This is a genomic window from Nocardioides panacis (assembly GCF_019039255.1).
Classification (GTDB): Bacteria; Actinomycetota; Actinomycetes; order Propionibacteriales; family Nocardioidaceae; genus Nocardioides_B; species Nocardioides_B panacis.
This window is the reverse complement of the sequence record NZ_CP077062.1, coordinates 3,828,739-3,853,720: the sequence shown is the minus strand read 5'-3', so window position 1 is coordinate 3,853,720 and position 24,982 is coordinate 3,828,739. Positions and strand designations below refer to the sequence as shown.

The 24,982-nt window shown below is 72.6% G+C and carries 27 protein-coding genes, 1 tRNA gene and 2 pseudogenes; 14 read left to right on the top strand and 16 right to left on the bottom strand.

Annotation, left to right across the window (positions count from 1 at the left end):
- Positions 1 to 4 precede the first annotated feature (4 nt).
- From KRR39_RS18830 to KRR39_RS18820, 4 genes are all read right to left on the bottom strand, one after another.
- Positions 5 to 1,330 carry a helix-turn-helix domain-containing protein gene (locus KRR39_RS18830; protein WP_216938986.1) on the bottom strand — a complete coding sequence of 442 codons (1,326 nt, stop codon included), beginning with the start codon at positions 1,328 to 1,330 and terminating at the stop codon, positions 5 to 7.
- An 83-nt stretch (positions 1,331 to 1,413) separates the two neighbouring features.
- Positions 1,414 to 1,539, bottom strand: coding sequence for a hypothetical protein (locus tag KRR39_RS25690; protein ID WP_302053513.1), 126 nt, complete (start codon positions 1,537 to 1,539; stop codon positions 1,414 to 1,416).
- A gap of 452 nt (positions 1,540 to 1,991) precedes the next feature.
- Positions 1,992 to 2,065: transfer RNA gene (locus KRR39_RS18825), tRNA-Pro, on the bottom strand.
- A gap of 26 nt (positions 2,066 to 2,091) precedes the next feature.
- A complete protein-coding gene (locus tag KRR39_RS18820; RefSeq protein ID WP_216938985.1) occupies positions 2,092 to 3,045 on the bottom strand; it encodes a metallophosphoesterase in 954 nt (317 codons plus the stop codon).
- A 64-nt stretch (positions 3,046 to 3,109) separates the two neighbouring features.
- On the opposite strand from KRR39_RS18820, the gene KRR39_RS18815 reads away from it, so the two are divergent.
- Positions 3,110 to 3,574 (top strand): GatB/YqeY domain-containing protein, encoded by a 465-nt coding sequence (locus KRR39_RS18815; protein ID WP_254185260.1) that lies wholly within the window; start codon positions 3,110 to 3,112, stop codon positions 3,572 to 3,574.
- Positions 3,575 to 3,612: 38 nt separating this feature from the next.
- Here the strand turns inward: KRR39_RS18815 and KRR39_RS18810 are convergent, their stop codons facing one another.
- Positions 3,613 to 6,003 carry a transglycosylase domain-containing protein gene (locus KRR39_RS18810; protein ID WP_216938983.1) on the bottom strand — a complete coding sequence of 797 codons (2,391 nt, stop codon included), beginning with the start codon at positions 6,001 to 6,003 and terminating at the stop codon, positions 3,613 to 3,615.
- Positions 6,004 to 6,360: 357 nt separating this feature from the next.
- On the opposite strand from KRR39_RS18810, the gene KRR39_RS18805 reads away from it, so the two are divergent.
- Positions 6,361 to 6,669: a WhiB family transcriptional regulator gene (locus KRR39_RS18805; protein ID WP_216938982.1), complete on the top strand. Its 309-nt coding sequence runs from the start codon at positions 6,361 to 6,363 to the stop codon at positions 6,667 to 6,669.
- Positions 6,670 to 6,704: 35 nt separating this feature from the next.
- Here KRR39_RS18805 and bagB read toward each other — a convergent pair whose 3' ends face one another.
- Together bagB and bagA are read right to left on the bottom strand one after the other, a co-directional pair.
- Complete coding sequence (gene bagB / locus KRR39_RS18800; protein WP_216938981.1) at positions 6,705 to 7,886, bottom strand: ArsA family ATPase; 1,182 nt, start codon at positions 7,884 to 7,886, stop codon at positions 6,705 to 6,707.
- The gene (gene bagA / locus KRR39_RS18795; protein ID WP_216938980.1) at positions 7,883 to 8,875 is read right to left on the bottom strand and encodes an ATPase BagA; all 993 of its coding nucleotides are present in this window, start codon (positions 8,873 to 8,875) and stop codon (positions 7,883 to 7,885) included. The genes bagB and bagA overlap by 4 nt, the downstream gene beginning before the upstream one ends.
- 174 nt (positions 8,876 to 9,049) lie before the next feature.
- Here bagA and KRR39_RS18790 point away from each other — a divergent pair, with 174 nt between their 5' ends.
- Together KRR39_RS18790 and KRR39_RS18785 are read left to right on the top strand one after the other, a co-directional pair.
- A complete protein-coding gene (locus tag KRR39_RS18790) occupies positions 9,050 to 9,841 on the top strand; it encodes a CoA transferase subunit A (protein WP_216938979.1) in 792 nt (263 codons plus the stop codon).
- A gap of 1 nt (position 9,842) precedes the next feature.
- A complete protein-coding gene (locus KRR39_RS18785; RefSeq protein WP_216938978.1) occupies positions 9,843 to 10,493 on the top strand; it encodes a CoA transferase subunit B in 651 nt (216 codons plus the stop codon).
- A gap of 51 nt (positions 10,494 to 10,544) precedes the next feature.
- On the opposite strand, the gene KRR39_RS18780 is transcribed toward KRR39_RS18785, so the two are convergent.
- The 5 genes and pseudogenes from KRR39_RS18780 to KRR39_RS26330 all read right to left on the bottom strand — a co-directional run.
- Complete coding sequence (locus tag KRR39_RS18780; protein WP_216938977.1) at positions 10,545 to 11,486, bottom strand: type IV toxin-antitoxin system AbiEi family antitoxin domain-containing protein; 942 nt, start codon at positions 11,484 to 11,486, stop codon at positions 10,545 to 10,547.
- Positions 11,487 to 11,614: 128 nt separating this feature from the next.
- Complete coding sequence (locus tag KRR39_RS18775; RefSeq protein ID WP_216938976.1) at positions 11,615 to 12,628, bottom strand: flavin reductase family protein; 1,014 nt, start codon at positions 12,626 to 12,628, stop codon at positions 11,615 to 11,617.
- Positions 12,629 to 12,698: 70 nt separating this feature from the next.
- Positions 12,699 to 13,346: pseudogene (locus KRR39_RS26335) on the bottom strand (styrene monooxygenase/indole monooxygenase family protein); the annotation flags it as partial.
- A 13-nt stretch (positions 13,347 to 13,359) separates the two neighbouring features.
- A complete protein-coding gene (locus tag KRR39_RS18765; RefSeq protein ID WP_216938975.1) occupies positions 13,360 to 13,905 on the bottom strand; it encodes an alpha/beta hydrolase family protein in 546 nt (181 codons plus the stop codon).
- A gap of 25 nt (positions 13,906 to 13,930) precedes the next feature.
- Positions 13,931 to 14,092 (bottom strand): annotated as a pseudogene (locus KRR39_RS26330) (alpha/beta hydrolase family protein); the annotation flags it as partial.
- A 54-nt stretch (positions 14,093 to 14,146) separates the two neighbouring features.
- On the opposite strand from KRR39_RS26330, the gene sp36 reads away from it, so the two are divergent.
- From sp36 to KRR39_RS18745, 4 genes are read left to right on the top strand one after another with little or no spacing between them, the layout of a single operon-like run.
- Positions 14,147 to 14,302 carry a Sp36 family protein gene (gene sp36 / locus KRR39_RS18760; RefSeq protein WP_216938974.1) on the top strand — a complete coding sequence of 52 codons (156 nt, stop codon included), beginning with the start codon at positions 14,147 to 14,149 and terminating at the stop codon, positions 14,300 to 14,302.
- On the top strand, positions 14,299 to 14,757 hold the full coding sequence (locus KRR39_RS18755) for a RidA family protein (RefSeq protein WP_216938973.1): 459 nt from the start codon (positions 14,299 to 14,301) through the stop codon (positions 14,755 to 14,757). The genes sp36 and KRR39_RS18755 overlap by 4 nt, the downstream gene beginning before the upstream one ends.
- A gap of 7 nt (positions 14,758 to 14,764) precedes the next feature.
- Positions 14,765 to 15,646, top strand: a complete 882-nt coding sequence (locus tag KRR39_RS18750; protein WP_216938972.1) for an NUDIX hydrolase — start codon at positions 14,765 to 14,767, stop codon at positions 15,644 to 15,646.
- Complete coding sequence (locus KRR39_RS18745) at positions 15,643 to 16,443, top strand: MBL fold metallo-hydrolase (RefSeq protein WP_216938971.1); 801 nt, start codon at positions 15,643 to 15,645, stop codon at positions 16,441 to 16,443. Before KRR39_RS18750 ends, KRR39_RS18745 begins: the two co-directional genes overlap by 4 nt.
- A gap of 51 nt (positions 16,444 to 16,494) precedes the next feature.
- Here KRR39_RS18745 and KRR39_RS18740 read toward each other — a convergent pair whose 3' ends face one another.
- Positions 16,495 to 17,172, bottom strand: a complete 678-nt coding sequence (locus KRR39_RS18740; protein WP_216938970.1) for a Crp/Fnr family transcriptional regulator — start codon at positions 17,170 to 17,172, stop codon at positions 16,495 to 16,497.
- Positions 17,173 to 17,288: 116 nt separating this feature from the next.
- On the opposite strand from KRR39_RS18740, the gene nth reads away from it, so the two are divergent.
- From nth to KRR39_RS18715, 5 genes are read left to right on the top strand one after another with little or no spacing between them, the layout of a single operon-like run.
- Positions 17,289 to 17,990, top strand: coding sequence for an endonuclease III (gene nth / locus KRR39_RS18735; RefSeq protein ID WP_436972063.1), 702 nt, complete (start codon positions 17,289 to 17,291; stop codon positions 17,988 to 17,990).
- On the top strand, positions 17,987 to 18,598 hold the full coding sequence (locus tag KRR39_RS18730) for a TlpA family protein disulfide reductase (RefSeq protein WP_216938968.1): 612 nt from the start codon (positions 17,987 to 17,989) through the stop codon (positions 18,596 to 18,598). Before nth ends, KRR39_RS18730 begins: the two co-directional genes overlap by 4 nt.
- Before the next feature lie 10 nt (positions 18,599 to 18,608).
- Positions 18,609 to 19,043 (top strand): VOC family protein, encoded by a 435-nt coding sequence (locus KRR39_RS18725; RefSeq protein WP_216938967.1) that lies wholly within the window; start codon positions 18,609 to 18,611, stop codon positions 19,041 to 19,043.
- A gap of 20 nt (positions 19,044 to 19,063) precedes the next feature.
- Complete coding sequence (locus KRR39_RS18720) at positions 19,064 to 19,792, top strand: NUDIX hydrolase (RefSeq protein WP_254185257.1); 729 nt, start codon at positions 19,064 to 19,066, stop codon at positions 19,790 to 19,792.
- Positions 19,793 to 19,802: 10 nt separating this feature from the next.
- Positions 19,803 to 20,975, top strand: coding sequence for a MarP family serine protease (locus tag KRR39_RS18715; protein WP_216938966.1), 1,173 nt, complete (start codon positions 19,803 to 19,805; stop codon positions 20,973 to 20,975).
- Here KRR39_RS18715 and KRR39_RS18710 read toward each other — a convergent pair whose 3' ends face one another.
- Positions 20,976 to 21,899, bottom strand: a complete 924-nt coding sequence (locus KRR39_RS18710; RefSeq protein WP_216938965.1) for an alpha/beta fold hydrolase — start codon at positions 21,897 to 21,899, stop codon at positions 20,976 to 20,978.
- Positions 21,892 to 22,320 (bottom strand): phage holin family protein, encoded by a 429-nt coding sequence (locus KRR39_RS18705; RefSeq protein WP_216938964.1) that lies wholly within the window; start codon positions 22,318 to 22,320, stop codon positions 21,892 to 21,894. Before KRR39_RS18705 ends, KRR39_RS18710 begins: the two co-directional genes overlap by 8 nt.
- A gap of 84 nt (positions 22,321 to 22,404) precedes the next feature.
- Between KRR39_RS18705 and KRR39_RS18700 the strand changes: the two genes are divergently transcribed.
- Entirely contained in the window at positions 22,405 to 22,998 is a 594-nt protein-coding gene (locus KRR39_RS18700) for a pentapeptide repeat-containing protein (RefSeq protein WP_254185256.1), read from the top strand.
- Between the two features lie 3 nt (positions 22,999 to 23,001).
- Here the strand turns inward: KRR39_RS18700 and acs are convergent, their stop codons facing one another.
- A complete protein-coding gene (gene acs / locus KRR39_RS18695) occupies positions 23,002 to 24,936 on the bottom strand; it encodes an acetate--CoA ligase (RefSeq protein ID WP_216942802.1) in 1,935 nt (644 codons plus the stop codon).
- Between the last annotated feature and the right edge of the window lie 46 nt (positions 24,937 to 24,982).

Sequence of the window (24,982 nt, the reverse complement as noted above, 5' to 3'; positions counted from 1 at the left end):
GGGCTCAGGTGTTGATGAGGTGGCGCATCCGGGAGCGGGCCCGACGGGGCATCCCGATCATGCCCAGGGCACGGTCGTAGGCGCCGATGGAGCCCAGGGCGTCGCCCGACTCCCGCAGTGCGTCGCCGAGCGCCCGCCACATGCGGGCCACCATGCGGGACTGCTCCATCGTGGAGAGCACCAGCTCCATCTCGCCGTACGCCTCGTTGCGGAGGTCGTCGTCGCCACGGGCCGCGCCGACGTCACCGAGCAGCAGGAGCGCCTCGGCCCGGTTGATGTGGTCGGACGGTCCGAGCAGCTGGAGCGCGCGGGCAGCCTGCTCCGCGGCGTCGTCGAGCTCGTCCAGGAAGAGGTGGGCACGACCACGCATCGTGGCGGCGTTGCCGAGGTCGAACTTGTCGCCGAGGATCGCAGGGTCCGACTCGGCCCGGTCGAGCTGCGCCAGGGCCTCGCGGGCCTGCGGGGAGTCGTTGTTGAGCAGTAGCCAGGCGTAGTGCAGGCGCAGCCGCGGGAGGTCGCGGCCGGACTCCTCCTCGGCGACCAGCGCAAGGGCGCGCTCGCTGAGGCGGAGGGCGTCGGTCACCCGTCCACGGCCGTGCGCCACCATCGACGCGTTCCAGTAGATCGCGCCACGGGCTCGCGAGGAACCGAGCCGGTCAGCGACCTCGATCAGCTCCTCGGCGCGTCGCGTCGCGTACAGGAGGTCTCCGCGCTCGTAGCAGGCCCAGACGAGGACGGCGCCGAGCCGGATGTGCTCGTCGGTGCCCTCCAGGCCGGCCACGACGATCTCGTCCACCGCGGCCTCGGCGGTCAGGCACGCGCGGTCACTGTCTCCGGACTCGACGTACATCATCACGAGACTGGCCGACGCGGTCGCCAAGGTCACCCACGACTGCTCGCGGCGGCACCGGGCGATGATCGACTCGAGCGTCCCCACGGCCTGCGTGAGCTCGCCGGTCTGAGCGAGCGCCTCGGCAAGAACCAGGGCAGCGTCCAGCGCCGTGCGGCTGTCCATCTGGTCAAGGGGAAGCGACTGGAGCCCACGCACCGCCTGCGCGGAGTCTCCGTTCGCCAGTGCCATCCGGGCGAAGTTCATCTCCATGCGTGCCTGGTCGGCGTCTGCCGAAGGCTGGTCAGCTACGACCAGGGCCTCGACGGGGACGCCCAACCGCTTCGCCAGGCGACGAACCACGTCGTCGGACGGCGTGCGCTTGCCGGACTCGATCAAGGAGACATAGCCGGAGCTGATGCCGTCGCCGGCCAGCGCCTGCTGCGTCAGTCCCTTGGACTGCCTCAGGTCTCGGATGCGTGTCCCAATTGTGCTGCTCATGCATCAAAGAGTAGGAGCAGCAACACGCCAGTAGAGAGTCCTTGACAGATTCTTGACTGACCGCCCTTACAGGCGGTCGGTGATCAGCGGCAGCAGCCGGTGCTGATCGCGCTGACCTTGGGGGCGGCGTCGGCGGAGGTGGCGGGCAGGACGCCGACGACGGCGAAGCTGACGAGACCGGCCACGAAGAGACGGATCGAGGTGCGCATTCTTACTCCCAGGGTGGAAAAACTAACAAAATAGTAAGGATGAGTGTAGAGAATCTGACCGTTCGGTGGAGGTGTCCGATGGTAAAGATTGATCTAGATTCTTTGCCATAGAAGATCCCGCTATGTCCTTTTTGCTCTTCGGATTGCTCGAAAGAGCACCCCTCGAACCCCTTGACGGATCCGTTCCGGAGCCTTCCGAAGTACCGGAAAATTCATGACAGCGCGGGAGACGACCTGTCTAGACCGATGGCCGGATCGGCGTCCTCCGGCCCCAGTCAGGTCCGGTCAGGTCCTGTCAGTCCCCGGGGAGGACCGGCTCGGCCACCTCGTGACGGCGCGACCGACGACCGCGGGATCGCCGATCCGCGGCTCGGGGGGCACCTGGCCGGCACCCGGGAACGACGCAGGCCCCCGCACGTCAGTGCGAGGGCCTGTGCCGGATTACCACTCGGTCGGGCTGACAGGATTTGAACCTGCGGCCTCCTCGTCCCGAACGAGGCGCGCTACCAAGCTGCGCCACAGCCCGAGGGCGACGTCACTCTAACCGACAGATCAGGCGCCCACGAAACCGGGACCTGCGGTGAGCGTCAGCAGGGTCGCCTCGGGCCGGCAGCAGAACCGCACGGGTGCGTACGGCGAGGTGCCCAGCCCGGCCGAGACGTGCAGCCAGGAGGCACCGGGGGTGCCCTCGGGGGCGTGCGCCGGGTGCCGGTGCAGGCCCTTGGCGCGACCCGCGTCGAGGTCGCAGTTGGTCACCAGGGCCCGGCCCGGCAGGCAGACCTGGCCGCCGTGCGTGTGGCCGGCCAGCACCGTCTCATAGCCGTCGGCGGCGTACTGGTCGAGCACCCGGAGGTACGGCGCGTGCGTCACGCCCATGCGCACGTCGGCGGTGGGGTCGGCGGGTCCCGCGACGCTGACGAGGTCGTCGTACTCCAGGTGCGGGTCGTCGACGCCGGCGAAGGCGAAGGTCGTGCCCTTGACCGTCAGCCGGTCGCGCCGGTTGGTGAGGTCGACCCAGCCGCGCTGCTCGAAGCCGTCGCGGAGGTCGCCGTAGGGCAGCTTGGGGGTGTGCGTGTTGCGCTGGCCCCGGTCGGGCAGCAGGTAGCGCACCGGGTTGCGCGCGGACGGCGCGAAGTAGTCGTTGGAGCCGAACACGAAGACGCCCGGCACGTCGAGCAGGTCGCCGAGGGCGTCCAACACCGCGGGCACCGAGTCCGGGTGCGCCAGGTTGTCCCCGGTGTTCACCACCAGGTCCGGCTCGAGCTCGGCGAGCGTCTTGACCCAGGCCCGCTTGCGGCCCTGGCTCGGGCTCAGGTGCAGGTCCGAGACGTGCAGGACCCGCAGCGGCCCGTGGCCGGGCGGCAGGACCGGCAGCGTGGCCCGCCGCAGGGCGAACCACCGCACCTCGACGACGGCGGCGTACGCCAGGGCGGTGGAGCCGCTCAGAGCCGCCAGGGCGGCGACCCGGGCGGCGGTGCGGAGCGCGGGGTGCGGGGGGCTCGCCATGCCCTCAGGTTGCCACACGGCCGTCGCCTCGAATCGGCTGGCGCCCGGCTGCGACAATGGGCTCGTGAGTGACCTCAAGGACCGCCTCCGCACCGACCTGACCACCTCCATCAAGGCACGCGACAGCCTGCGCTCGTCGACGCTGCGGATGGTGCTCTCGGCGATCACCAACGCCGAGGTGGCCGGCAAGGAGCACAAGGAGCTCACCGACGACGACGTCGTGGGCGTGCTCAGCACCGAGGCCAAGAAGCGTCGCGAGGCGGCCACCGCGTTCGAGGACGCCGGCCGCGCCGACAGCGCCGCCAAGGAGCGCGCCGAGGCGGACGTGATCGTGGAGTACCTCCCGGCTCAGCTCAGCGAGGCCGAGATCTCCGAGCTGGTCACCGCGACCATCGCCTCGCTCGGCGTCGCCGGGGACGGCATGCGGGCGATGGGCAAGGTCATGGGCGCGCTCCAGCCCCAGGTGAAGGGTCGCGCCGACGGCGGTGCGGTCTCCACGGAGGTACGTCGCCAGCTCGCCGGCTCCTGAGCCGAGCCGTCGCGAAGGGTGGGGCCGCGGGTCGCCGCTCAGCGCCCGCCGCGGCCGTTGCCCCGGCCGTTCTTGCGGCCCTTCCCGTTCCCGTTCCCGTTGCCGTCGCCGTTGCCGTTCGGCTGGGCCTGGGGCGTCGGCTGCGGGGCGACGTACGGGGTGCCGTCGGAGACGTAGATCGTCACGGTGCTGCCGGTGCCCACCGACGTGCCCGAGCCCGGGCTGAGGTAGGCCACGGTGCCGGCCGGGTAGGAGCTGTCGACCGTCGGGCCGACCACCGGGACGAACCCGGCCTGGCGCAGCGCGGCGCCGGCCGCGTCGGTGCCCTGACCGCCCAGCGAGGGCACCAGCACGGACTGGCCCTGGATGGTCTGCGGGTTCGGCGAGCTGAACGTCTCGTCCGGCAGGTAGTCCTGGATGACCTTCATCGCGTCGCCCCACATCGGGCCGGCCGTGGTCGAGCCGTGCGCGCCCTCGATGTAGACGCCGCCGACGGTCTGGCCGTTGAGGCTCAGCGGGTGACCCAGGGAGTTCGCGCCCGCGATCATCGCGACCGTGGCGAGGTTCGGGGTGTAGCCGTCGAACCAGACCGCCTTGTTGTCGCTGGTCGTGCCGGTCTTGCCGGCCGACTGCTGGGCGAGCGCGAGCCCGGCGTCGTACCCGAAGCCGCCCGGCTCCTGGACACCCTTGAGGATGTCGTTGACCGCGTCGGCGACGTCGGTGCGCAGCAGCTGCTGGCACTTCGCGGGGTAGTCCTCGATCGTCTTGCCGGCGCTGTTCAGCACCGTGCTGACCGGTCGCGGCTCGCACCACTTGCCGCGGGCGCCGAACGTCGCGTAGACCCCCGCCATCGTGAGCGGGTCGACGTCGGTGACGCCGAGGGTGAACGGCCCGACCACGTCGCGGTCCGGGACGTTCACGCCCATCTTCTTGGCCAGCGTCGTCGGTGCGCACAGCCCGGTGCGCTCCTCCAGCTGGGCGAAGAACGTGTTCACCGACAGCTGGGTGCCCTTGTAGAGGTCGAAGGTGCCGCTTCCGGTGGAGTTCTCCGGGCTCCACACGTCGGTGCTCAGCAGGTAGTGGCCGTTGCAGACGCGGTAGCGGTTCTCCGGGATCGAGACCGTCTGGGGCGAGGAGATCTGGGTCGACAGCGGGATGCCCTGGGTGATCGCCGCGGACAGCACGAACGCCTTGAAGGTCGAGCCGGCCTGGAAGCCGTTCGCGTCGCCGTACCGCTTGGGCACCACGTAGTTGAGGTAGGTCTCACCCTTCTTCTTGCTGCTGCCCATCGGGCGCGACTGGGCCAGCGCCCGGACCTCGCCGGTGCCCGGCACCACCATCGCCAGGCCGCCGATGGCCTGGTCGGTCGGGTGGACGTGCCGGCTCACCGAGTCGTCGGCGGCGCGCTGGTAGCGCAGGTCGACCGTGGTCTTGATGGTCAGGCCGCCGCTGAACAGCAGCCGGCGCCGGTCCTCGATGGTCTTGCCCAGGCCGGTGTCGGCCAGGAGGTACTGGATGGCGTAGTCGCAGAAGAACGGGGCCGCCGAGGAGACGCACCCGTTGCGGGTCGCGGTCACCTTGAGCCCGAGCGGCTGGCTCTCGGCCTTCTGGGCCTCGCTCTGGGAGACCACGTTGAGCTGGGCCATCCGGGTCAGCACGATGTTGCGGCGCTCGCGGGCCCGGTCGGGGTTGTTCGTCGGGTCGTAGCCGGTGGGGTTCTTCACCAGCCCGGCGAGCAGGGCGGCCTGGCGCAGCGTGAGGTCGGAGGCGGGCCGGGAGAAGTAGTGCCGGGAGGCGGCCTCGATGCCGTAGGCGCCGTCACCGAAGTAGGCGATGTTGAGGTAGCGCTCCAGGATCCAGTCCTTGGAGTACTTCTCCTCGAAGGCGATCGCGTAGCGCAGCTCGTTGATCTTGCGCTGGTAGGTGTCGGCGGTCGCCGCCTGCTGCTCGGCCTTGGTCTTGGCCTGGTTGACCAGCGTCATCTTCACCATCTGCTGGGTGATCGACGAGCCGCCCTGGGTGGAGCCGCCGCTGGCCTGGTTGGTCACGAAGGCGCGCATCGTGCCCTTCAGGTCCAGGGCGCCGTGCTGGTAGAACCGGTAGTCCTCGATCGCGATGATCGCCTTGCGCATGATCGGCGCGACCTTGGCCAGCGGCACGTTCACGCGGTTCTGGTCGTAGAGCGTCGCGAGCACCGCGCCGTCGCGGCCCAGCAGGCGGGTGCGCTGCGCGAGCGGCTCGGCGGTGAGGTCCGAGGGGATCTTGTCCATGCCGTCGGCGACGGTGCGCGTGGAGAGCCCGGTGACGGCCGCGAACGGGATCGCGAGGCCGGCCACCAGCACCCCCATCACGGCTGCCACGGCCACCATCACACCCAGGTGGGAGGCGATGCTGGCAGGCCGGAGACGATCGGTTCTGCGGGAGGGCATGGAGCCCAGGGTACGTGACCGGCCCGGGGCGCCCGGGAGTAGCGCACCGGGGGTCGGCTGTCACGCACCCGACGTGGCCGGGCGTGGCGCGGGGGTCACACCCCGGGATAGCCCGAACGGGCTATGCAGGCCCGTGCGAGGGGCGCCCGGGTCGTCACATCCGCACCACCACCGCTCAGCCGCAGCGTTCGTCGGGTACTTGAGGGACGTTCGGTTGTTCCTCGTAGTCAGAACGGACTAGCAGAAATTGCTCCCTCTGTGTCTGTTTCGTGCAGTTCTCGTTCTTTACCTTTTACGTGGGGATTGACTCGGACGGCCCGCTGGGAGGTGGGCCCTTCTCGGAAGGGACGAAGGCCGATGTGGAACGAAGACTGGGCCGTCAAGGCACTGTGCAACCAGACACGACCGGATGAGCTGTTCGTGCGAGGCGCGGCTCAGAACCGCGCCAAGCAGATGTGCGCCGGCTGCCCGGTGCGCACCGAGTGCCTCGCCGAGGCGCTCGACAACGAGATCGAGTGGGGCGTCTGGGGCGGGATGACCGAGCGTGAGCGTCGTGCGCTGCTGCGTCGCCGCCCGAACGTCACCTCGTGGCGTCGGCTGCTCGAGACCGCGATGCTCGACCACGTCGCCGCGGTCTCCGCCAGCGCCGAGCTCGTCCCGGCCTGACCGCAGCACCGCTCGGACCGGGTCACGCGACCCGGTCACGGCGTCTGCGCGAGATGTCCACCGACCCGGCGCAGGCCGTCGAGGTCGTGCACGTCGGTCGACAGGGCCGGTACGACGGTCGTCGGCACGTCCGGGTGGGCCGTCGCGAACCGCGCCCGCAGGCGGGACTCGCGGGCCACGATCCGGGTCCGGTCGGCGTGCAGCCGTAGCAGCCCGGCCGTCGGGCCGTCGGTGCCCTCCTCCTCGAGGCGCTCCGCCGCCGCCAGCGACCGCTCGACCGACAGCTTCCCGCTCGGGGTCCGGCTGGCCCGGTTGACGACCAGCCCGGCGAGCGGCATCCGGTCCTCCTTGAGCCGCTCCACGAAGTACGCCGCCTCGCGCAGCGCGTCCGTCTCCGGCGCCGCGACGACCAGGAACGCCGTACCGTCGGCCTGGAGCAGCGCGTAGGTCTTCTGGGCGCGCTGCCGGAAGCCGCCGAACAGCGTGTCGAAGGCGGACACGAACGTCTGCATGTCGCGCAGCACCTGCGCTCCCAGGATCTTGGTCAGCGCGTTGGTGATCACGCTGAGACCGGCCGTCATCAGCTTGGCCGGGCCGCGGGCCGGGGCCAGCATCAGCCGGATGAACCGGCCGTCCAGGAAGCTCGAGAGCCGCTCGGGGGCGTCCAGGAAGTCCAGCGCCGACCGGGACGGCGGGGTGTCCACCACGATCAGGTCCCAGCTGCCGGTGCGCCGGGCGTCCGCGTCGAGCTGGCCGAGCTTCTCCATCGCCATGTACTCCTGGGTGCCGGCGAACGAGCTGGAGAGCGCGACGTAGAACGGGTTGGCCAGGATCTGCGCGGCCTTCTCGGGGCTGGCCTGGCTCTCCACCACCTCGTCGAAGGTGCGCTTCATGTCCAGCATCATCGCGTCCAGGGACCCGGTGCCGCCCCCGGTCACGCCGGGCACCGGGCGCGGCACGTTGTCGAGCTTCTCGATGCCCATCGCCTGGGCCAGCCGCCGGGCCGGGTCGATCGTCAGCACGACGACCTTGCGGCCCTGCTCGGCGGCCCGGAGCGCCAGGGCGGCGGACGTCGTGGTCTTGCCGACCCCGCCGGAGCCGCAGCACACGATGATCCGGGTGCCCGGGTCGGCGAGCAGCGCGTCGACGTCCAGGGCGGGGGAGCCGTCGGGGCCGGCCACCAGCGGGCCGACCCGGGTCGTGCCGGTGCGCGTCATGCCAGGCCCTGCCTGCAGAGGTCGGCGGCGAGCTCGTAGAGCGCGCCGAGGTCGATGCCGTCGGGCAGCCGGGACAGCTCGTACGTGGGGACGCCCAGCTCGGCGATCCGCTTGCGCTGCTCGTCCTCGAGGTCGCGGCGCTCGGCGTGCTCCCGGGCCTCGGCGAGCAGCCCGGAGACCAGCGTCTCGGTCGGCTTGATCCCGACCTCCGCCAGGTCGGCGGCCACCCCGTCGCGGTCCAGCTCGCCGGAGATCGCCAGGTCCCGCTCGGCGTCGTCGAGCTCGGCCCGGCGGGCCAGGTTCACGACCACGGCGCCGACCGGCAGCCTGGCCTTGCGCAGCTCGGTGATGCCGTCGGCGGTCTCCTGCACCGGCATGTCCTCGAGCACGGTCACCAGGTGCACCGCGGTCCGCTTCGAGCGCAGCAGCGTCATCACGGTGTCGGCCTGGCTGCGGATCGGACCGACCTTGGCCAGCCCGGCGAGCTCGGTGTTCACGTTGAGGAACTGCGAGATCCGGCCGGTGGGCGGTGCGTCGAGCACCACGGCGTCGTACTCGCGGGCGTTCTTGGTGCGCTTGTTGCGCTGCACCGCCTCGTAGACCTTGCCGGTCAGCAGCACGTCGCGGACGCCTGGGGCGATGGTGGTGGCGAAGTCGATGACCCCGAAGCGGTCGAGGGCCTTACCGGCCCGTCCGAGCCGGTAGTACATGGAGAGGTACTCCAGCAGCGCGGACTCCGGGTCGATCGCCAGCGCGTAGAGGTCCCCGCCGTCGTTCGGGCCCTGGACGACCCGGCGCTCCTCGTAGGGCAGCGGGGGCACGTCGAACAGCTGGGCGATGCCCTGGCGGCCCTCGACCTCGCACAGCAGCACGCTCTTGCCGCGCGACGCCAGCGCCAGCGCCAGGGCCGCGGCGACCGTCGACTTGCCGGTGCCGCCCTTGCCGGTCACGACGTGCAGGCGTACGTCGTCCCAGGGCTCCTTGCTCATGCCTCGCACAGTAGCCCGGCCGGCGTACCCGGAAACGTGGATGTGACGGCACTCATGTGGCAGCCACGCAGCCGCGCCGCGCAGCTGTGTGCCGGTGGCCCGTGACCCCGGGCACACCTGCCTGGCTAGGGTGGCGGCACGGGCCGCCCGGGCCCGGTGGAGAGGGAGGTCCTCGTGGACAAGGTGGTCGCGAGCGCCGCCGAGGCCGTCGCCGACATCGCCAGCGGTTCGACGATCGCGGTGGGCGGCTTCGGGCTGTGCGGCATTCCTACGGTGCTGATCGACGCGCTGCTGGAGCAGGGTGCCGACGAGCTGGAGGCGGTGTCGAACAACTGCGGCGTGGACGAGTGGGGCCTCGGACGGCTGCTGTTCAACCACCGGATCCGGCGGATGATCTCCTCCTACGTCGGGGAGAACAAGGAGTTCGCCCGGCAGTACCTGCACGGCGAGCTCGAGGTCGAGCTGACCCCGCAGGGCACCCTCGCCGAGCGGATGCGGGCCGGCGGCTCGGGCATCCCGGCGTTCTTCACCGCCACCGGCGTGGGCACCCAGGTCGCCGAGGGCGGGCTGCCCTGGAGGTACGACGACGAGGGCAACGTGACCGTGTCCTCGCCCGCGAAGGAGGTGCGCACGTTCGGCACCCACGACGGCGAGAAGCAGTTCGTCCTCGAGGAGGCGATCGTCGCGGACTTCGGCCTGGTGCGCGCCTGGAAGGGCGACCGGCACGGGAACCTGGTGTTCCGCCAGTCCGCCCGCAACTTCAACCCGCTCGCCGCGATGTGCGGCCGGGTGACCATCGCCGAGGTCGAGCACCTCGTCGAGCCCGGCGAGATCGAGGCGGACGACGTGCACACCCCGGGCGTCTACGTGCAGCGGGTCGTCGCGCTCACCCCGGAGCAGGTCGACGCCAAGCAGATCGAGAAGCGGACCACCCGGCCCCGCCCGTCGTCGCAGGAAGGTGCCTGACATGCCGTGGACGCGTGAGGAGATGGCCGCCCGGGCCGCCTCGGAGCTGAAGGACGGGTCGTACGTCAACCTCGGGATCGGGCTGCCGACGATGGTGCCGAACTACGTCGACGAGGACGTGGAGCTGGTCCTGCAGTCGGAGAACGGCATCCTCGGTGTCGGCGCCTACCCGTTCGAAGGCGACGAGGACCCGGACCTGATCAACGCCGGCAAGGAGACCGTGACGCTGCGCAAGGGCGCCTCGTTCTTCGACTCCGCGACGTCGTTCGGGATGATCCGCGGCGGCAAGATCGACGCCGCGATCCTGGGCGCCATGCAGGTCTCGGCCGCCGGCGACATCGCGAACTGGATGATCCCCGGCAAGATGGTCAAGGGCATGGGCGGCGCGATGGACCTCGTGCACGGCGCGAAGCGGGTGATCGTGCTGATGGAGCACGTCGCCAAGGACGGGTCGTACAAGATCGTCGACGAGTGCTCGCTGCCCTACACGGGCAAGGGCGTCGTGCAGCGGATCATCACCGACCTCGCGGTCATCGACATCGACCCCCGGGACCCGGTCACCGGCGAGGGCGGCGGCCTGCGGCTCGTCGAGCTGGCCCCCGGCGTCACCGAGGACGAGGTCCGCGAGAAGACCGAGCCCCCGCTCCGCTGACCCGTCACTCCCGCAGCCCTTCCCGCGGCGTGTCGTCGCACAGGTGACGGGTCAGCCGGCCCGCCGGCGCAGCAGCGGCACCAGCGCCTCCCGGATCCGGACGGCCGCGAGGTGCGGCTGGTCGAACACCTCGCGACGGCCGAGCACCACGACGGTCCAGCCGTGTGCGCCCAGCCAGTCGCGGCGCTGCCGGTCGTGCGCCCGCTGGGCCGGGGACGTGTGCCAGTCGCGGCCGTCGTACTCCACGGCGAGGCGGAGCGCGGGGACGGCCAGGTCGAGCCGGGCCCGCAGCAGGCCGTGCTCGCGCACCTCGACCTGCAGCTCGGGCCGGGGCAGCGAGGTGTCGAGCCAGCGCAGCCGGAGCACCGACTCGCCGGGGGACTCCGCGCGGGCGTCGGCGAGCGGCGCCAGCTCCCGCAGCTGTACGACGCCCCGCTGACCCCGGAAGCGCTCCACGTCGCGCAGCAGCTCGTCGTGCCCGAAGCGGCCCAGCCGGAGCAGGGCGTCGAGCGCGGCGAAGGCGTGGTCGCGCCGGGTCAGCCGGCCGAGGTCGAGGGCGGTCCGGAGCGGGGTGGTGACCCGCACGCCGTGCACGACCTCGACGTCGTGGGGCAGCAGGGTCCGCTCGCCCCCGGACGTCGCGGCGGTGCGCACCCGGGTGCGGCCGGGCGGCTGGAAGACCTCGACGGGCGGCGGCACGAGGTGGTCACCGGGCCGGAGCGCGTCGACGCCGTGCAGCCAGGCGGCGGTCCGGTCGGTGACGATCGCGGTGGCGGGCACCACCAGAGACACGGCCCGGGTGCGCATCAGCAGCCCGTCGTCGGCCGCCGCGTCGACGTACACGCCGCGCAGCACGCGCCGGAGCAGGCCGACCCGGACCATCCGGCGGAGCACCTCGCGGCTGATGCCCAGGTCCACGGCCTGCCGGTGGGTGAACGGCCGGTCGGTGGGCAGCGACGGGTGCGCGTGCAGCGGGGAGAGGTCGTCGTACATCCCAGCAGGATCGGTCCGCCCGCGCCGGCCGCGGCGGTCGTCCACAGAGGTCGCGGCGCCGACCCGTCAGCTCTGCCCCGACACGCCGGGAGAACTGCTGCACGGGTGACGGGTCGGCGGGAGGGGGGTCAGAGGTCGGGGTGCTTGGTGGCCAGCCGGAAGAAGCCGGAGTGGAACACCAAGGGCTCGCCGCCGTCGGCGTCGTAGGACTCGATCTCGCCCAGGAACAGCACGTGGTCGCCGGCCTCGATGCGGCCGCGGTCCCCGGGGAGCCGCCGGCACACGAACCGGGCGACCGTGCCCTCCAGCAGCGGCGGGTCGCCGGCCAGCAGCCGGACACCGTCGAACTTGTCGCTGCCGGAGGTGGCGAACTGCCGCGACAGGTGGTGCTGGTCGGAGGCCAGCACGTTGACCGCGAACCGCTCGGAGGCCTCGAAGGCCGGCAGCGACGGGGAGTCCCGGCCGGCCGCCCAGAGCACCAGCGGCGGGTCGAGCGACACCGAGGTGAACGAGTTCGCGGTCATCCCGAACCGTTCGCCGGCCGGGTCGGTGGTGGTGACCACCGTGACGCCGGTGGCGTACTGGCCCAGCGCCCGGCGCAGGTCCCGGACGTCGAACCGGGCGCCCTCGGCCCGGACCGCGGCGGCGACGAACGAGGCGGCGGCCTCGGGGTCGAACCACCAGGGGGTGAACAGCCGGGCGTCGTCGAAGCCGGCGGCGATCTGGGCGGCGATCGCCGGGTGCCGGGCCGCGGCGTCGACGACGCTGCGCTGGTGCGGGGTCGCCGGGCGCAGCCAGGAGTTCGTCCACTCGGTGGCCCACTGCGCCCAGCCGCGCCAGAAGTTGTCGAAGGTTCGCTGCATCCAGCCGGCGTCGAACGGGCCCTCGTGGGCGGCGATCGCCTCGAGGTAGAACGACGCCGACTTGAGCGCGTTGTTCGACCCCTGGCTGGTGAGCGGGTCGTTGAGCACCACGACGTCGGCCATCCCGAGCACCGGGGCGCCGCTGGGCAGCGCGCCGACCGGACGCCGTACGACGGGGGTGATCCGGCCGCGCAGCACCGAGCGGTCGTCGACCAGGGTCGCGCCGGCGAGCCGGGCCGCCTCGGACGGGAAGTGCTCGGCCAGCGCGGAGCGCAGCACAGCTAGGTGCTCGGCGGGGGGAGGTCACGTCGTCCCAGCAGTCGAGCGGCCCGCCGGGGACGCCCTCGACGACGACGATGTCGCAGGGCCCGTCGACGGTCAGCGCCGGGCAGGTGAAGCACTCCCCGACGCCCTCGACCGAGCGGTAGCGCAGGCCCGGGCCCTCGGGGGCGGGTGCCATGCCGTGCAGGTAGGTGAGCGCCGCGACCCGCTGCGGTGCGTCGTACGGCGACCGGTCGGCGTCCCGCTCGAACAGCGAGGCCAGCCCGCCCCGGCCGGTCGAGACGACGACCAGGTCGTGGTCGCGGGCCAGGTCCTCGAGGTCCTGCACGGTCGCCGAGCGGACCACGACCTTGCCGCCGCGGCGCTCGATCTCCTCCATCAGCAGCGGCACCCGCACGCGCTGGTCCAGCGAGCGGGCCGGGGTGCTGAGCCGGGTCGCGAACGCCGCGGTGGAGCCGTCCAGCCGGGTCGTCTCGTAGGTCATCTGCTCGATCGGCGGTGAGGACGGCAGCAGCCGGGCGATGCCCAGGGCGCTCTCGCTCTCCAGGGCCGACTCGAAGGTGATCTGGCTCGACATCACCGAGCCGTCCCGGATCTCCTCGGCCGTCCGGTCCGACACCAGCGTCACGTCGTAGCCGTGCCGGACCAGGCCGAGCGCCAGCGCCGTGCCCGCGGGGCCGGCGCCCACCACGGCGATGCGACGAGGGGAGCTCATGGGTCCCAGCGTCTCACCCGCGGATCGCGGCGAGCACGTCCGTCCAGGCCGGGGCGAGCGGGTCGATCACCGCGAAGTGGTCCACCCCGGGCAGCTCGCGGTAGTCCAGCCAGTCGAACCGCCGGGCCAGGCCGCGGCTGCTCTCCACCGGGACGGCCTGGTCCCGGTCGCCGTGCACCACCACGACGTCGGCCGCGGGGCGGGTGCGCATCCGGGTGGCCGGGTCCGCGGCGTCGTACGTCCCGGGGACCTGCTCGGGGGTGCCGCCGAGGAAGTCGACGGCCGCGCCGGAGCCCATGCCCCACGCGGCGGCGGCCCGCAGGTCGCCGACCGGCGCGAGCGCGACGACCCGCTGGACCGGGTGCGGCTGGTTGGCCAGCCAGAGCGCGAGGTGCCCGCCCGCGGAGTGCCCGACCAGCGTGGTCGTCGTGGTGCGGACGGCGGCTCCGTCGAGCAGCCCGGGCAGCGCGGACAGCGCACGGTCCAGGTCGGCGGAGGTGTCCGGCCAGGCCCCCCGGACCGCGGCGGTACTCCACCGACGCCACCACGAACCCCGCACGGGCCAGCGCGTTCGCGAGCGGACGGGCATGCACGCGGTCGTAGGCCTCGCGCCAGAAGCCGCCGTGCACGTAGACCACCAGCGGTCGTGGTGCGGACAGCTCCGCCGGCAGGTGTACGTCGACCAGGCCGGCCTCGTGCGGCGCGTAGCGGAGCACCGCGTCCGGGGGCTCCGCGGCCCGGGTCATCACGTCGTCGGGTTGCACGGCGCCACCGTAAACCGTCGGCAGTAGAGTCCCGGCATGACGAAATGGGAATACTTCACGGCGCCGTTGCTGGTGCACGCCACCAAGCAGATCCTCGACAACTTCGGCCAGGACGGCTGGGAGCTCGTCCAGGTCGTGCCGGGGATGAACCCGGAGAACCTGGTGGCTTACTTCAAGCGGCCGGTCCAGTGACCACGCCCGAGCAGCGCCTCGAGGCGATGGGGCTGAGCGTCCCCGAGGTCGCCAAGCCGGTCGCGTCCTACGTGCCGGCGGTGCGCAGCGGCAACCACGTGTTCACCTCCGGCCAGCTGCCGATGCGCGAGGGCCAGCTGATCACCACCGGCAAGGTCGGCGGCGAGGTCACCGCGGAGGAGGCCGTCGAGTGCGCCCGGCAGTGCGCGCTGAACGCGCTGGCGGCGGTGCGCGCGGAGATCGGCGAGCTGTCGAACATCAAGCGGATCGTCAAGGTCGTCGCGTTCGTGGCCTCCACCCCGGACTTCACCGGCCAGCCGGGCGTCGCCAACGGCGCCTCGGAGCTGTTCGGCGAGGTGTTCGGCGAGATCGGGCAGCACGCCCGCAGCGCGGTCGGGGTCCCGGTGCTCCCGCTCGACGCGCCCGTCGAGGTCGAGCTCGTCGTCGAGATCTGAGGGCACCGTGACCGACCCCACCCGCCGACTGCCCGACGACCTGGCCGCGCACGCCCGCGCCTTCACCGACGGCACCCGTGAGCCGGTCGACGCCCGGCACGCCTCGACGGTCGTGCTGCTGCGCGACGGCGACGGGCAGCCGGGCGGGCTGGAGGTGTACCTGCTGCGCCGGCACGTCGACATGGCGTTCGCCGCGGGCATGTGCGTGTTCCCCGGGGGCGGGGTCGACAAGCGCGACTTCGACGCCGACATCGGCTGGGTCGGGCCGACCCCGGCGGAGTGGGCGGCGCTGCTCGGCACCGACGAGGCGTTCGCCCGGGCGCTGGTCTGCGCCGCGGTGCGGGAGACCTTCGAGGAGTCCGGCGTGCTGCTGGCCGGGCCGACCACCGACTCCGTGGTCGAGGACACCACCGGCGAGGACTGGGAGGAGGATCGCCGGGCGCTGGAGGGCCGGGAGATCTCCTTCACCTCGTTCCTGGACCGGCGCGGCCTCAAGCTGCGCACGGACCTGCTGCGGCTGTGGGGCTCCTGGGTGACGCCGGTGTTCGAGCCGCGCCGGTTCAACGCCCGGTTCTTCGTCGCCCAGCTGCCGGCCGGCCAGGCCACCCGCGACGTGTCCACCGAGTCCGACCACGTGGTCTGGCTGCCGCTGCGCGAGGCGATCCGGGCGGTGGACGCCCACGAGATGCTGATGCTGCCGCCGACCTACTGCACCTGCCTGGAGATGTTCGACCACCTCAGCACCGCCGAGGTGCTCGACGCCGCCGCGGGCCGCGACCTGGTCGCGGTCGAGCCCCAGGCCGTGATCGGCGACGACGGCGCCTACCTCACGATCCCCGACCGGCTGGTCCGGCTCGGCGAGGACGTGGCGGCGCGGATGCGCGGATGACCGAGCCCTGGGCCGGCGGGACGTTCGGCGAGCGCGCGCGGTGCGTCCTGGCGCCGAACCCGAACATGATGACGCTCGACGGCACCAACACCTGGGTGCTGCGCGAGCCCGGCGCGGCGCGGTCGGTGGTGGTCGACCCGGGCCCGGAGATCCTCGCGCACCTCGACGCCGTCGCGGAGCACGCCGGTGACGTGGCCGCCGTACTCCTGACCCACGGGCACCTCGACCACTCCGAGGCGGCACGCAGCTTCGCGGAGCGGGTCGGCTGCGGCGTACGCGCGCTCGACCCGGGGCAGCGGCTCGGCGACGAGGGGCTCGGGGACGGGGACGTCGTCGCCGTGGACGGGCTCGAGGTGCACGTGGTCGGCACCCCGGGGCACACCTCGGACTCGCTGTCGTTCGTGCTGCCGGCCGAGCGCGCGGTGCTGACCGGCGACACCGTGCTCGGCAGGGGTACGACGGTCGTGGCGCACCCCGACGGGCAGCTCGGGGCCTACCTGGACTCGCTGCACCGGCTGCACGCGCTGGCCGAGGCCCAGGACGTGACCGCGGTGTGGCCGGGCCACGGGCCGGTGATCGAGGACGCGCTCGGCGTCCTGGACCACTACCTCGCGCACCGCCGGCAGCGGCTCGACCAGGTCCGCGAGGCGCTGGCCGGGCTCCGCGCGGCCGGCACCGACCCGGCCGAGGACATGGCCCGGCAGGTGGTGGAGACCGTCTACGCCGACGTGGACCCGGTGCTCTGGGGCGCGGCGGAGCTCAGCGTGCGCGCGCAGATCGAGTACCTGCGCGGCTGACCCGTCAGTCCTGCGACGACACGCCGGGGAAACCCCTGCGCGGGTGACGGGTCAGCGGGCGCGGCGGGAGAGCCGCTCGATGTCGGTGATCACCACGGAGCGCGGCTCGAGGCGCAGCCAGCCGCGGTTCACGAAGTCGGCGAGCGCCTTGTTGACCGTCTCGCGGGACGCGCCGACCAGCTGGGCGAGCTCCTCCTGGGTGAGGTCGTGGTGCACGTGCACGCCGTCGTCGGCGGTCCGGCCGAACCGGTCCGCGAGGTCGAGCAGCGCCTTGGCGACCCGGCCGGGGACGTCGGAGAACACCAGGTCGGCGACCACGTCGTTGGCCCGGCGCAGCCGGCCCGCCAGCTGGGCGAGCAGGCCGCGGGCGACGGCGGGACGGCCGTCGAGCCAGCGCAGCAGGTCCTCGTGGGACAGCGAGGAGAACACGCTGTCGGTGACGGCGGTCACGGTGGCCGAGCGGGGGCCCGGGTCGAACAGCGACAGCTCGCCGAACATCTGGCCGGGGCCCTGGATCGCGAGCAGGTTCTCGCGGCCGTCCGCGGAGGTCCGGCCGAGCTTCACCTTGCCCTCGGTGACGACGTAGAGCTTGTCGCCCTCGTCGCCCTCGTGGAACAGCACCTCGCCTCGGCGCAGCCGCGTCTCGGACATCGAGGCGCGCAGTGCGGTCGCCGCCTCGTCGTCCAGCGCGCTGAACAGCGGAGACTGGCGAAGTACGTCGTTGTCCACGAGATGTCCTCCTCATCGGGCCCCACGGTCGGGGCCCGCCGTCGGTGCTTCAGGTCACAGTCTGTCGTATGACCCCTCGCGAGCGCCAAGAACACCCCGGTGGGGCCCCGGATAGGCTGGCGGACGTGCCCGACACCTCGCTCGTCCGCCGTGCCCGCAAGATCGACCGGGTGCTCGGGGAGACCTACCCGGACGCCCGCTGCGAGCTCGACTTCGACAACCCCTTCGAGCTCCTCGTGGTCACCGTGCTGTCGGCCCAGACCACCGACCGCCGGGTGAACGCGGTCCGCCCGGCGCTGTTCGCGGCCTACCCGGACGCGGCCGCGATGGCCGGCGCCGAGCGGGACAAGCTCGAGGCGCTGATCCAGCCGACCGGGTTCTTCCGGGCCAAGACCGAGTCGCTGCTCAAGCTGTCCGCGGCGCTCGTCGAACGGCACGGCGGGGAGGTGCCGCCCCGCCTGAAGGACCTCGTCGAGCTGCCCGGCGTGGGCCGCAAGACCGCCAACGTGGTGCTCGGCAACGCCTTCGGCATCCCGGGCATCACCGTCGACACGCACTTCGGCCGGCTCGCGCGCCGGTTCGGCCTCACCGCCGAGACCGACCCGGTCAAGGTCGAGCACGAGGTGGGCGCGCTGTTTCCCAAGAAGGACTGGACGATGCTGTCCCACCACCTGATCTGGCACGGCCGACGGGTCTGCCACGCCCGGAACCCCGCGTGCGGGGCCTGCCCGGTGGCGCGCTGGTGCCCGGCGTACGGCGAGGGGCCCACCGACCCGGTGCTGGCGGCCAAGCTCGTCAAGACCGAGGGGCGTGCGTGAGACGGCTGCTCGGTGCGCTGCTGGTGTGCCTGCTGCTCGCGTCGTGCACGCCCGGGACCTCGACGTCCGGGGCCGGGTCGACGACGGCGGGGGACTCCCGGGTGGACGTGGACACCCCGGCGCTGCGGGCGCTCAAGGCCGGGGCAGGCGTCGAGCCGTGCCCGGGCGGCGGCAGCGGCAGCAACCGGCTGCCCGCGGTGCGGTTGCGCTGTCTGGGCGGCGGCCGCACGGTCGACCTCACCTCGCTCAAGGGGCCCCTGGTGATCAACCTGTTCGCGCAGTGGTGCGGGCCCTGCCGCAGCGAGCTGCCGTACTACCAGGCGCTGCACGAGAAGGGGAAGGGCGTGGTGAAGGTCGTCGGCATCGACTACCTCGACGTGCAGCCCGAGGCGGCGCTGCAGCTGGTCAAGGACGCCGGCGTGACCTTCCCGCTGATGGCCGACCCCGGCGGCGCGCTCCGGGCGCCGTTCCGGGTCCGCGGCCTGCCCGGCGTGGTGTTCGTCGGCAAGGACGGCTCGGTCTCCCAGCCGGAGTTCCGGGTGGTGACGTCCTACGCCGAGCTGCGCGGCCTCGTGCAGGACGCGCTCGACGTGCGCATCCCGTCCTGAGGAGGACCCGGTGGACGAGTGGACCCTGACCTTCGACTGCGACGCCGCCGGCCGGCTCGCGGAGTTCTGGAAGGTCGCGCTGGGGTACGTCGACGCGCCACCGCCGCAGGGCTGGAGCACCTGGGAGGACTGGCTCCGCGAGCTCGACGTCCCCGAGGACGAGTGGGACGACGCCGCGTCGATCGTCGACCCGGCCGGCGGACGGGCCCGCATCTCGTTCCTGAAGGTCCCCGAGGCCAAGGCCGCCAAGAACCGGATCCACCTCGACGTGCAGGTCGGCGGCGGCCGCCACCTGCCGCACGCGGAGCGGTGGCCCCGGATCGAGGCGACGGTGCAGCGGCTCACCGCCGCCGGCGCCACCGTGCTCGCCGAGGTGGGCGGCCCGGACCGGCCCGACCACGTGGTGATGGCCGACCCGGAGGGCAACGAGTTCTGCGTCGTGTGACGGCTCGGTAGGCTCCACTCGTGCCCGACGCGACCCCCCACGAGCCGGCGCTGCCGGAGTGGCTCGAGCCCGTTCGTCGCGGCGCCCGGACGATCACCGTCGACGAGCTGACCCGGTTCGTGCCCCCTGAGGGCACGGAGCCCCGCGAGGGCGCCGTGCTGATGCTGTTCGGCGACGGCTCCCGCGGCCCCGACCTGCTGCTCACCGAGCGCGCCCACGACATGCGCTCGCACCCCGGCCAGGTCTCCTTCCCGGGCGGCTCCACCGACCCCGAGGACGCCTCGCCCGCAGCCACCGCGCTGCGCGAGGCCGAGGAGGAGACCGGCCTCGACCCGGGCGGCGTCGACGTGTTCGCCACGCTCCCGCAGCTGTGGCTGCCGCCTAGCAACTTCGCGGTCACGCCGGTGCTCGGCTGGTGGCGCGAGGAGAGCCCGGTCGGCGTGGTGGACCCGGCCGAGGTGCACGCGGTCTACCGCGTCCCGATCGAGGAGCTCCTCGACCCCGAGCACCGGGTGTCCACCCGGCACCCGTCGGGCTGGAAGGGTCCGGCGTTCCTGATCGGCGACGACAAGGACCTGATCCTGTGGGGGTTCACCGCCGGGATCATCGCCCGGCTCTTCGACTTCCTCGGCTGGACACGCCCCTGGGACGCCGACGTCCTGCGCGACCTTCCCGACCATATGCTGACCGCCCGGGCCGAGGTGGCCGCGCAACCACCGACGCCGAACACGAACTTCCGCGAGCGGTGAGGTCCACGACGTGAACGTCCTCGACTGGTTCCTGGTCGTCCTCGTGGTCGCCTACGCCGTCTCCGGCTACTGGCAGGGCTTCATCGCGGGCGCGTTCGCCACCGGCGGCCTGCTGCTCGGCGGGCTGCTCGGGGTCTGGCTCGCCCCCCGGCTCCTCGGCGACGCGGAGCCCGCCCTGTGGGTCTCCCTGGCCGCGCTGTTCGTGGTGCTGGTCTGCGCGTCCTTCGGGCAGGCCATCCTGCAGTACGCCGGCGCCAAGATCCGCTCGCGCATCAAGTGGCAGCCGGTCCGCGCCCTCGACGCCATCGGCGGCGCGGCGCTGAGCATGGCCGCGGTCCTGGTCGTCGCGTGGGCGCTCGGCGTCGCGGTCAGCGGGGCCAAGCTGCCCTGGGCGAGCCGCGAGGTGCGCAGCTCGGCGGTCCTGGACCGGGTCAACGGCGTGATGCCGGCGAACGCCGTGCAGGCGCTGAACTCCTTCAACGACGTGGTCGGGTCGAGCTTCTTCCCGCGCTACCTCGAGCCGTTCGCCCCCGAGCGGATCATCGACGTGGGTCCGCCGCCGGGCCGGGTGGCCCGCGACCCCGACGTGCAGCGCGCGCAGGAGAGCGTCCTCAAGATCCGCGGGGAGAACTCCTGCAACCGGGGCGTCGAGGGCAGCGGCTTCCTCTACGGCCCGAACCGGGTGATGACCAACGCGCACGTCGTGGCCGGCGTCGACCGGCCGGTGGTGCTGGTCGGCGAGGACGAGCGGCCGGCGACCGTCGTCTACTACAACCCGGACATCGACATCGCGGTGCTCGCCGTGGACGGCACCCGCGGCCCGTTCCTGCGCTTCGACCAGAGCGGCCGGCCGAACCAGGCCGGCGCGGTGCTGGGCTACCCGCAGGACGGCCCCTACAACGTGCAGGCCGCCCGGATCCGCGGCGAGCAGCGGCTGCGCAGCCCCGACATCTACGGTGACGGCACCGTCGTGCGCGAGGTGTTCTCGCTGCGCGCGCTGGTCCGGCCCGGCAACTCCGGCGGCCCGCTGGTCTCCTCGGCCGGCAAGGTCCTCGGGGTGATCTTCGCGGCGTCGGTCACCGACACCGACACCGGCTACGCGCTGACCTCCGAGCAGGTGGCCGGCGCCGCCGCGCAGGGCCTGACCCGCTCCACCGACGTGGACACCGGCGCCTGCGCCTAGCTACAGCCGCCCGAGCCAGCCGGTCAGGGCCGCGGTGAACGCCTCCGGGGCCTCCTCGTGCGGGAAGTGCCCCACCCCGGGCAGCACCTGCTCGGTCAGCCCGCCCACGACGTGCGCGCGCGAGCGGGCGACGGCGTCAACGGGCACCGCCGGGTCCTCGGCGCCGGACACCGACAGCACCGGCTGGCTGACCGGTCGGCGCATCAGCCGCCCGAACCGGCGGCCGTCGGCGCGCAGCCGGGAGCGGAACAGCCAGCGGTGGTACTCCAGCGCGCAGTGCGAGGCCGGCCAGAGCCCGATCGCACGCTGGTACGTCGCGATCGCGTCGACGTCCGGGAACGGCCCCGGACCGCTCCAGGAGCGCAGGTGGTCGGCCAGGAAGCCGCTGGACGGGTCGGCCAGCCGCCGCTCCGGGACCCAGGGCAGCTGCATCGCCAGGACGTGCCGCGCGGCCAGGCTGCCGGGCCGCAGCGCGCCCAGCATCGCCGCCGGGTGCGGCGCCGAGACCGCGCAGAGCGCCGAGACCTCCCGCGCGTGCAGCGCGGCGGCCGTCCACGCGACGTACCCGCCCCAGCCGTGCCCGACCAGCACCGCGCTGCGCGCGCCGAGCGCCTTGACCACGCCCGCCACGTCCTGGGCGAGGGTCAGCGGGTCGTAGCCGTCCGGGGTCTTGTCCGAGCCGCCGTAGCCGCGCAGGTCCATCGCGACGGCGCGGTAGCCCAGCCCGGCCAGCACCGGCAGCTGGGCGCGCCAGGCCCACCAGAACTCGGGGAAGCCGTGCAGCAGCAGGACCAGCGGGCCGTCGGACGGGCCCGCCTCCGCGACATGGAACCGGGCCCCGTTGGCAGCGACGTGACGGTGCTGCCAGGGGCCCGGGATCTCGACGGAGTCGGGGTGGTGCCGGTGGGGGTGCTGCTCAGCCACGCTTGAGGATGTTCTTGGTCTCCTGCGCCTGGTGGATCGCCCGCTCCGGCGCCTTGACCTGCTTGACCTTCTTGACGCCGATGAAGGCGAGCAGCCCGGCGATCAGGAGGTAGAGCACGAAGACGATCAGGAAGCACCAGGCCAGGTCGAGCCCGGTCATGTGCACGAAGTAGGCGATCGCCACCGAGAGCATGATGATCGCCAGCAGGCCGAGGAACGCGGCGGCGCCGAACAGGCCGAGGCCGAGGCCGCCGGCCTTGACGCTCACCTTGAGCTCGGACTTGGCCAGGGCGATCTCGCCGCGCACGAGCGCGGAGATGTCCCGGCTCGCGTCGGAGACGAGCTTGCCGAGGGTCGGGTCGTCCTTGCTGGGGACGTCGGGCTGGGGCCTGGTCACGGGTGCGTTGCTGACGTGGGTCATGGTGCCTCCTTGGTGCCCGAAGACTACCGGGACCAAACCGTGCACCTCGTACGGCGGCCCGGGCGCCTGTGTGAGGGTGGTGCGGTGACCGTGACCGCGCAGGACGAGACCTTCCGCGACGAGGACTGGTACGCCGAGGACCTCACCGGTCGCCGCTACGTGGGCTGCACGTTCCGCGACGTCGACCTGACCGAGGCGACGGCCCGCGGCGTGGTCTTCGAGTCGTGCACGTTCGAGTCCGTCCGGTTCAACGCCGCGGTGCTCGAGTCGGCGGCGTTCGCCGGCTGCACGCTCCGTCGTACGTCGCTGTTCGGCGCCACCCTGCGCGGCAGCAAGCTCGACGGCTCGGTCTTCGTGGGCTGCACGCTGCGCCCGCTGACGGTCACCGGCGGCCAGTGGCGCGGCGTGACGATGCGCGGCGCCACGCTGTCCCGGGTGGACCTGTCCGGCCTGGTGATGACCGAGGCCGACCTCGCCGAGGCGGACCTGACCGGGACCGTGCTGGCCGGCTGCGACCTCTCCCGGGCGGTGCTCCGCGGCGCGGACCTCAGCGAGGCCGACCTGCGGGGCGCGACCCTGGAGCACGCCGACCTCCGGGACGCCCGGATGCGCGGCACCCGGCTCGACCTGGCCGGCGCCGTGGTGCTCGCCGAGCAGCACGGCGCCGTGGTCGGCTGAGCCTCAGTCCTCGTCCGCGCCGCCGCCCTTGAGGTTGTCGGAGATCAGGTTCATCACCGTCGAGTCCGCCAGCGTGGTGACGTCGCCGACCTCGCGGTCCTCGGCGACGTCGCGCAGCAGCCGCCGCATGATCTTGCCGGAGCGGGTCTTCGGCAGCTCGGGCACGACCATGATCTGCCGCGGCCGGGCGATCTTGCCGATCTCCTTGGCGACGTGCGCCCGGAGCTCCTCGACGATGTCGTCGCCGCCGTCGCCCGCCGAGTCCCGCAGGATCACGAACGCGCAGACCGCCTGGCCGGTGTCCTCGTCGGTGGCGCCGACCACCGCGGCCTCGGCCACCTTGGGGTGCGACACCAGTGCGGACTCGATCTCGGTGGTGGACAGCCGGTGGCCCGACACGTTCATCACGTCGTCGACCCGGCCGAGGAGCCAGATGTCGCCGTCCTCGTCGAGCTTGGCGCCGTCGCCGGCGAAGTACATGTTCTCGAAGCGCGACCAGTAGGTGTCCTTGTAGCGCTCGTCGTCGCCGTAGATCGTGCGCAGCATCGCCGGCCACGGCTCGGTCAGCACGAGGTAGCCGCCCTCGCCCTTGCCCACCGGCTTGCCGGCGTCGTCGACGACCACCGCGGAGATGCCGGGCAGGCCCTTCATCGCCGAGCCGGGCTTCCCGGAGGTGACGCCGGGCAGCGGGCTGATCATCAGCTGGCCGGTCTCGGTCTGCCACCAGGTGTCCACGATGGGGCACCTCCCGCCGCCGATGACCTCGCGGTACCACATGTACGCCTCGGGGTTGATGGACTCACCCACCGAGCCGAGCAGCCGCAGCGAGGAGAGGTCGGCCTTCTCGGGGATCTCCTTGCCCCACTTCATGAACGTCCGGATCGCGGTCGGGGCGCAGTACAGGATCGAGACCTTGTACTTCTCGACGATGTCCCACCAGATGCCCTTGTGCGGGGTGTCCGGGGTGCCTTCGTACATCACGGACGTCGCGCCGTTGGCCAGCGGACCGTAGACGATGTAGGAGTGCCCGGTGACCCAGCCGATGTCGGCCGCGGTCCAGAACACGTCGTCGTCCTTGAGGTCGAAGACCGACCAGTGGGTGTAGGACGTGCCGACGAGGTAGCCGCCGGTGGTGTGCAGGATGCCCTTGGGCTTGCCGGTGGTGCCGGAGGTGTACATCACGTAGAGCGGGTGCTCGGCGTCGAACGCCTCGGGGGTGTGCTCGGTGCTCTGCCGGCCGACCACGTCGTCCCACCACAGGTCGCGGCCCTCGGTCCAGCCGATGTCCTGGCCGGTGCGCCGGACCACCACGACGTTGCGGACGGACGGGCACTTCTCGAGCGCCTCGTCGACGGCCGGCTTGAGCCCGGCGGCCGACCCGCGGCGGTAGCCGCCGTCGGCGGTGATCACCACGCGGGCGTCGCAGTCCTGGATCCGGTCGACCAGCGCCTGGGAGGAGAACCCGCCGAACACCACGATGTGCGGGGCGCCGATCCGGGCGCAGGCCAGCATCGCGACGACGGTCTCGGGGATCATCGGCATGTAGATCGCGACCCGGTCGCCGGCCTGGACGCCCAGCTCGACCAGCGCGTTCGCCGCCTGGGACACCTCGTCCTTGAGGTCGGCATAGGTGACGTCGCGGGTGTCGCCCTCGGGCTCGCCGACCCAGTGGTAGGCGACCCGGTCGCCGTTGCCGGCCTCGACGTGCCGGTCCACGCAGTTGTAGGACGCGTTCAGCTTGCCGCCGACGAACCACTTGGCGAAGGGCGGGTTGCTCCAGTCGAGCACCTCGGTGAACGGCTCGGCCCAGGTGATCCGCTCGGCCTGCTTGCCCCAGAACGCCGGCCTGTCGCGGTCGGCCTCCTCGTAGACCTCGGCGGTGACGTTCGCGTTCTTCGCGAACTCCTCCGGCGGGTCGAAGTGGCGCTCCTCGTGCATCAGGTTGGACAGGCCCTGCTCGCTCACGATCGGCTCCTTCTCGGTT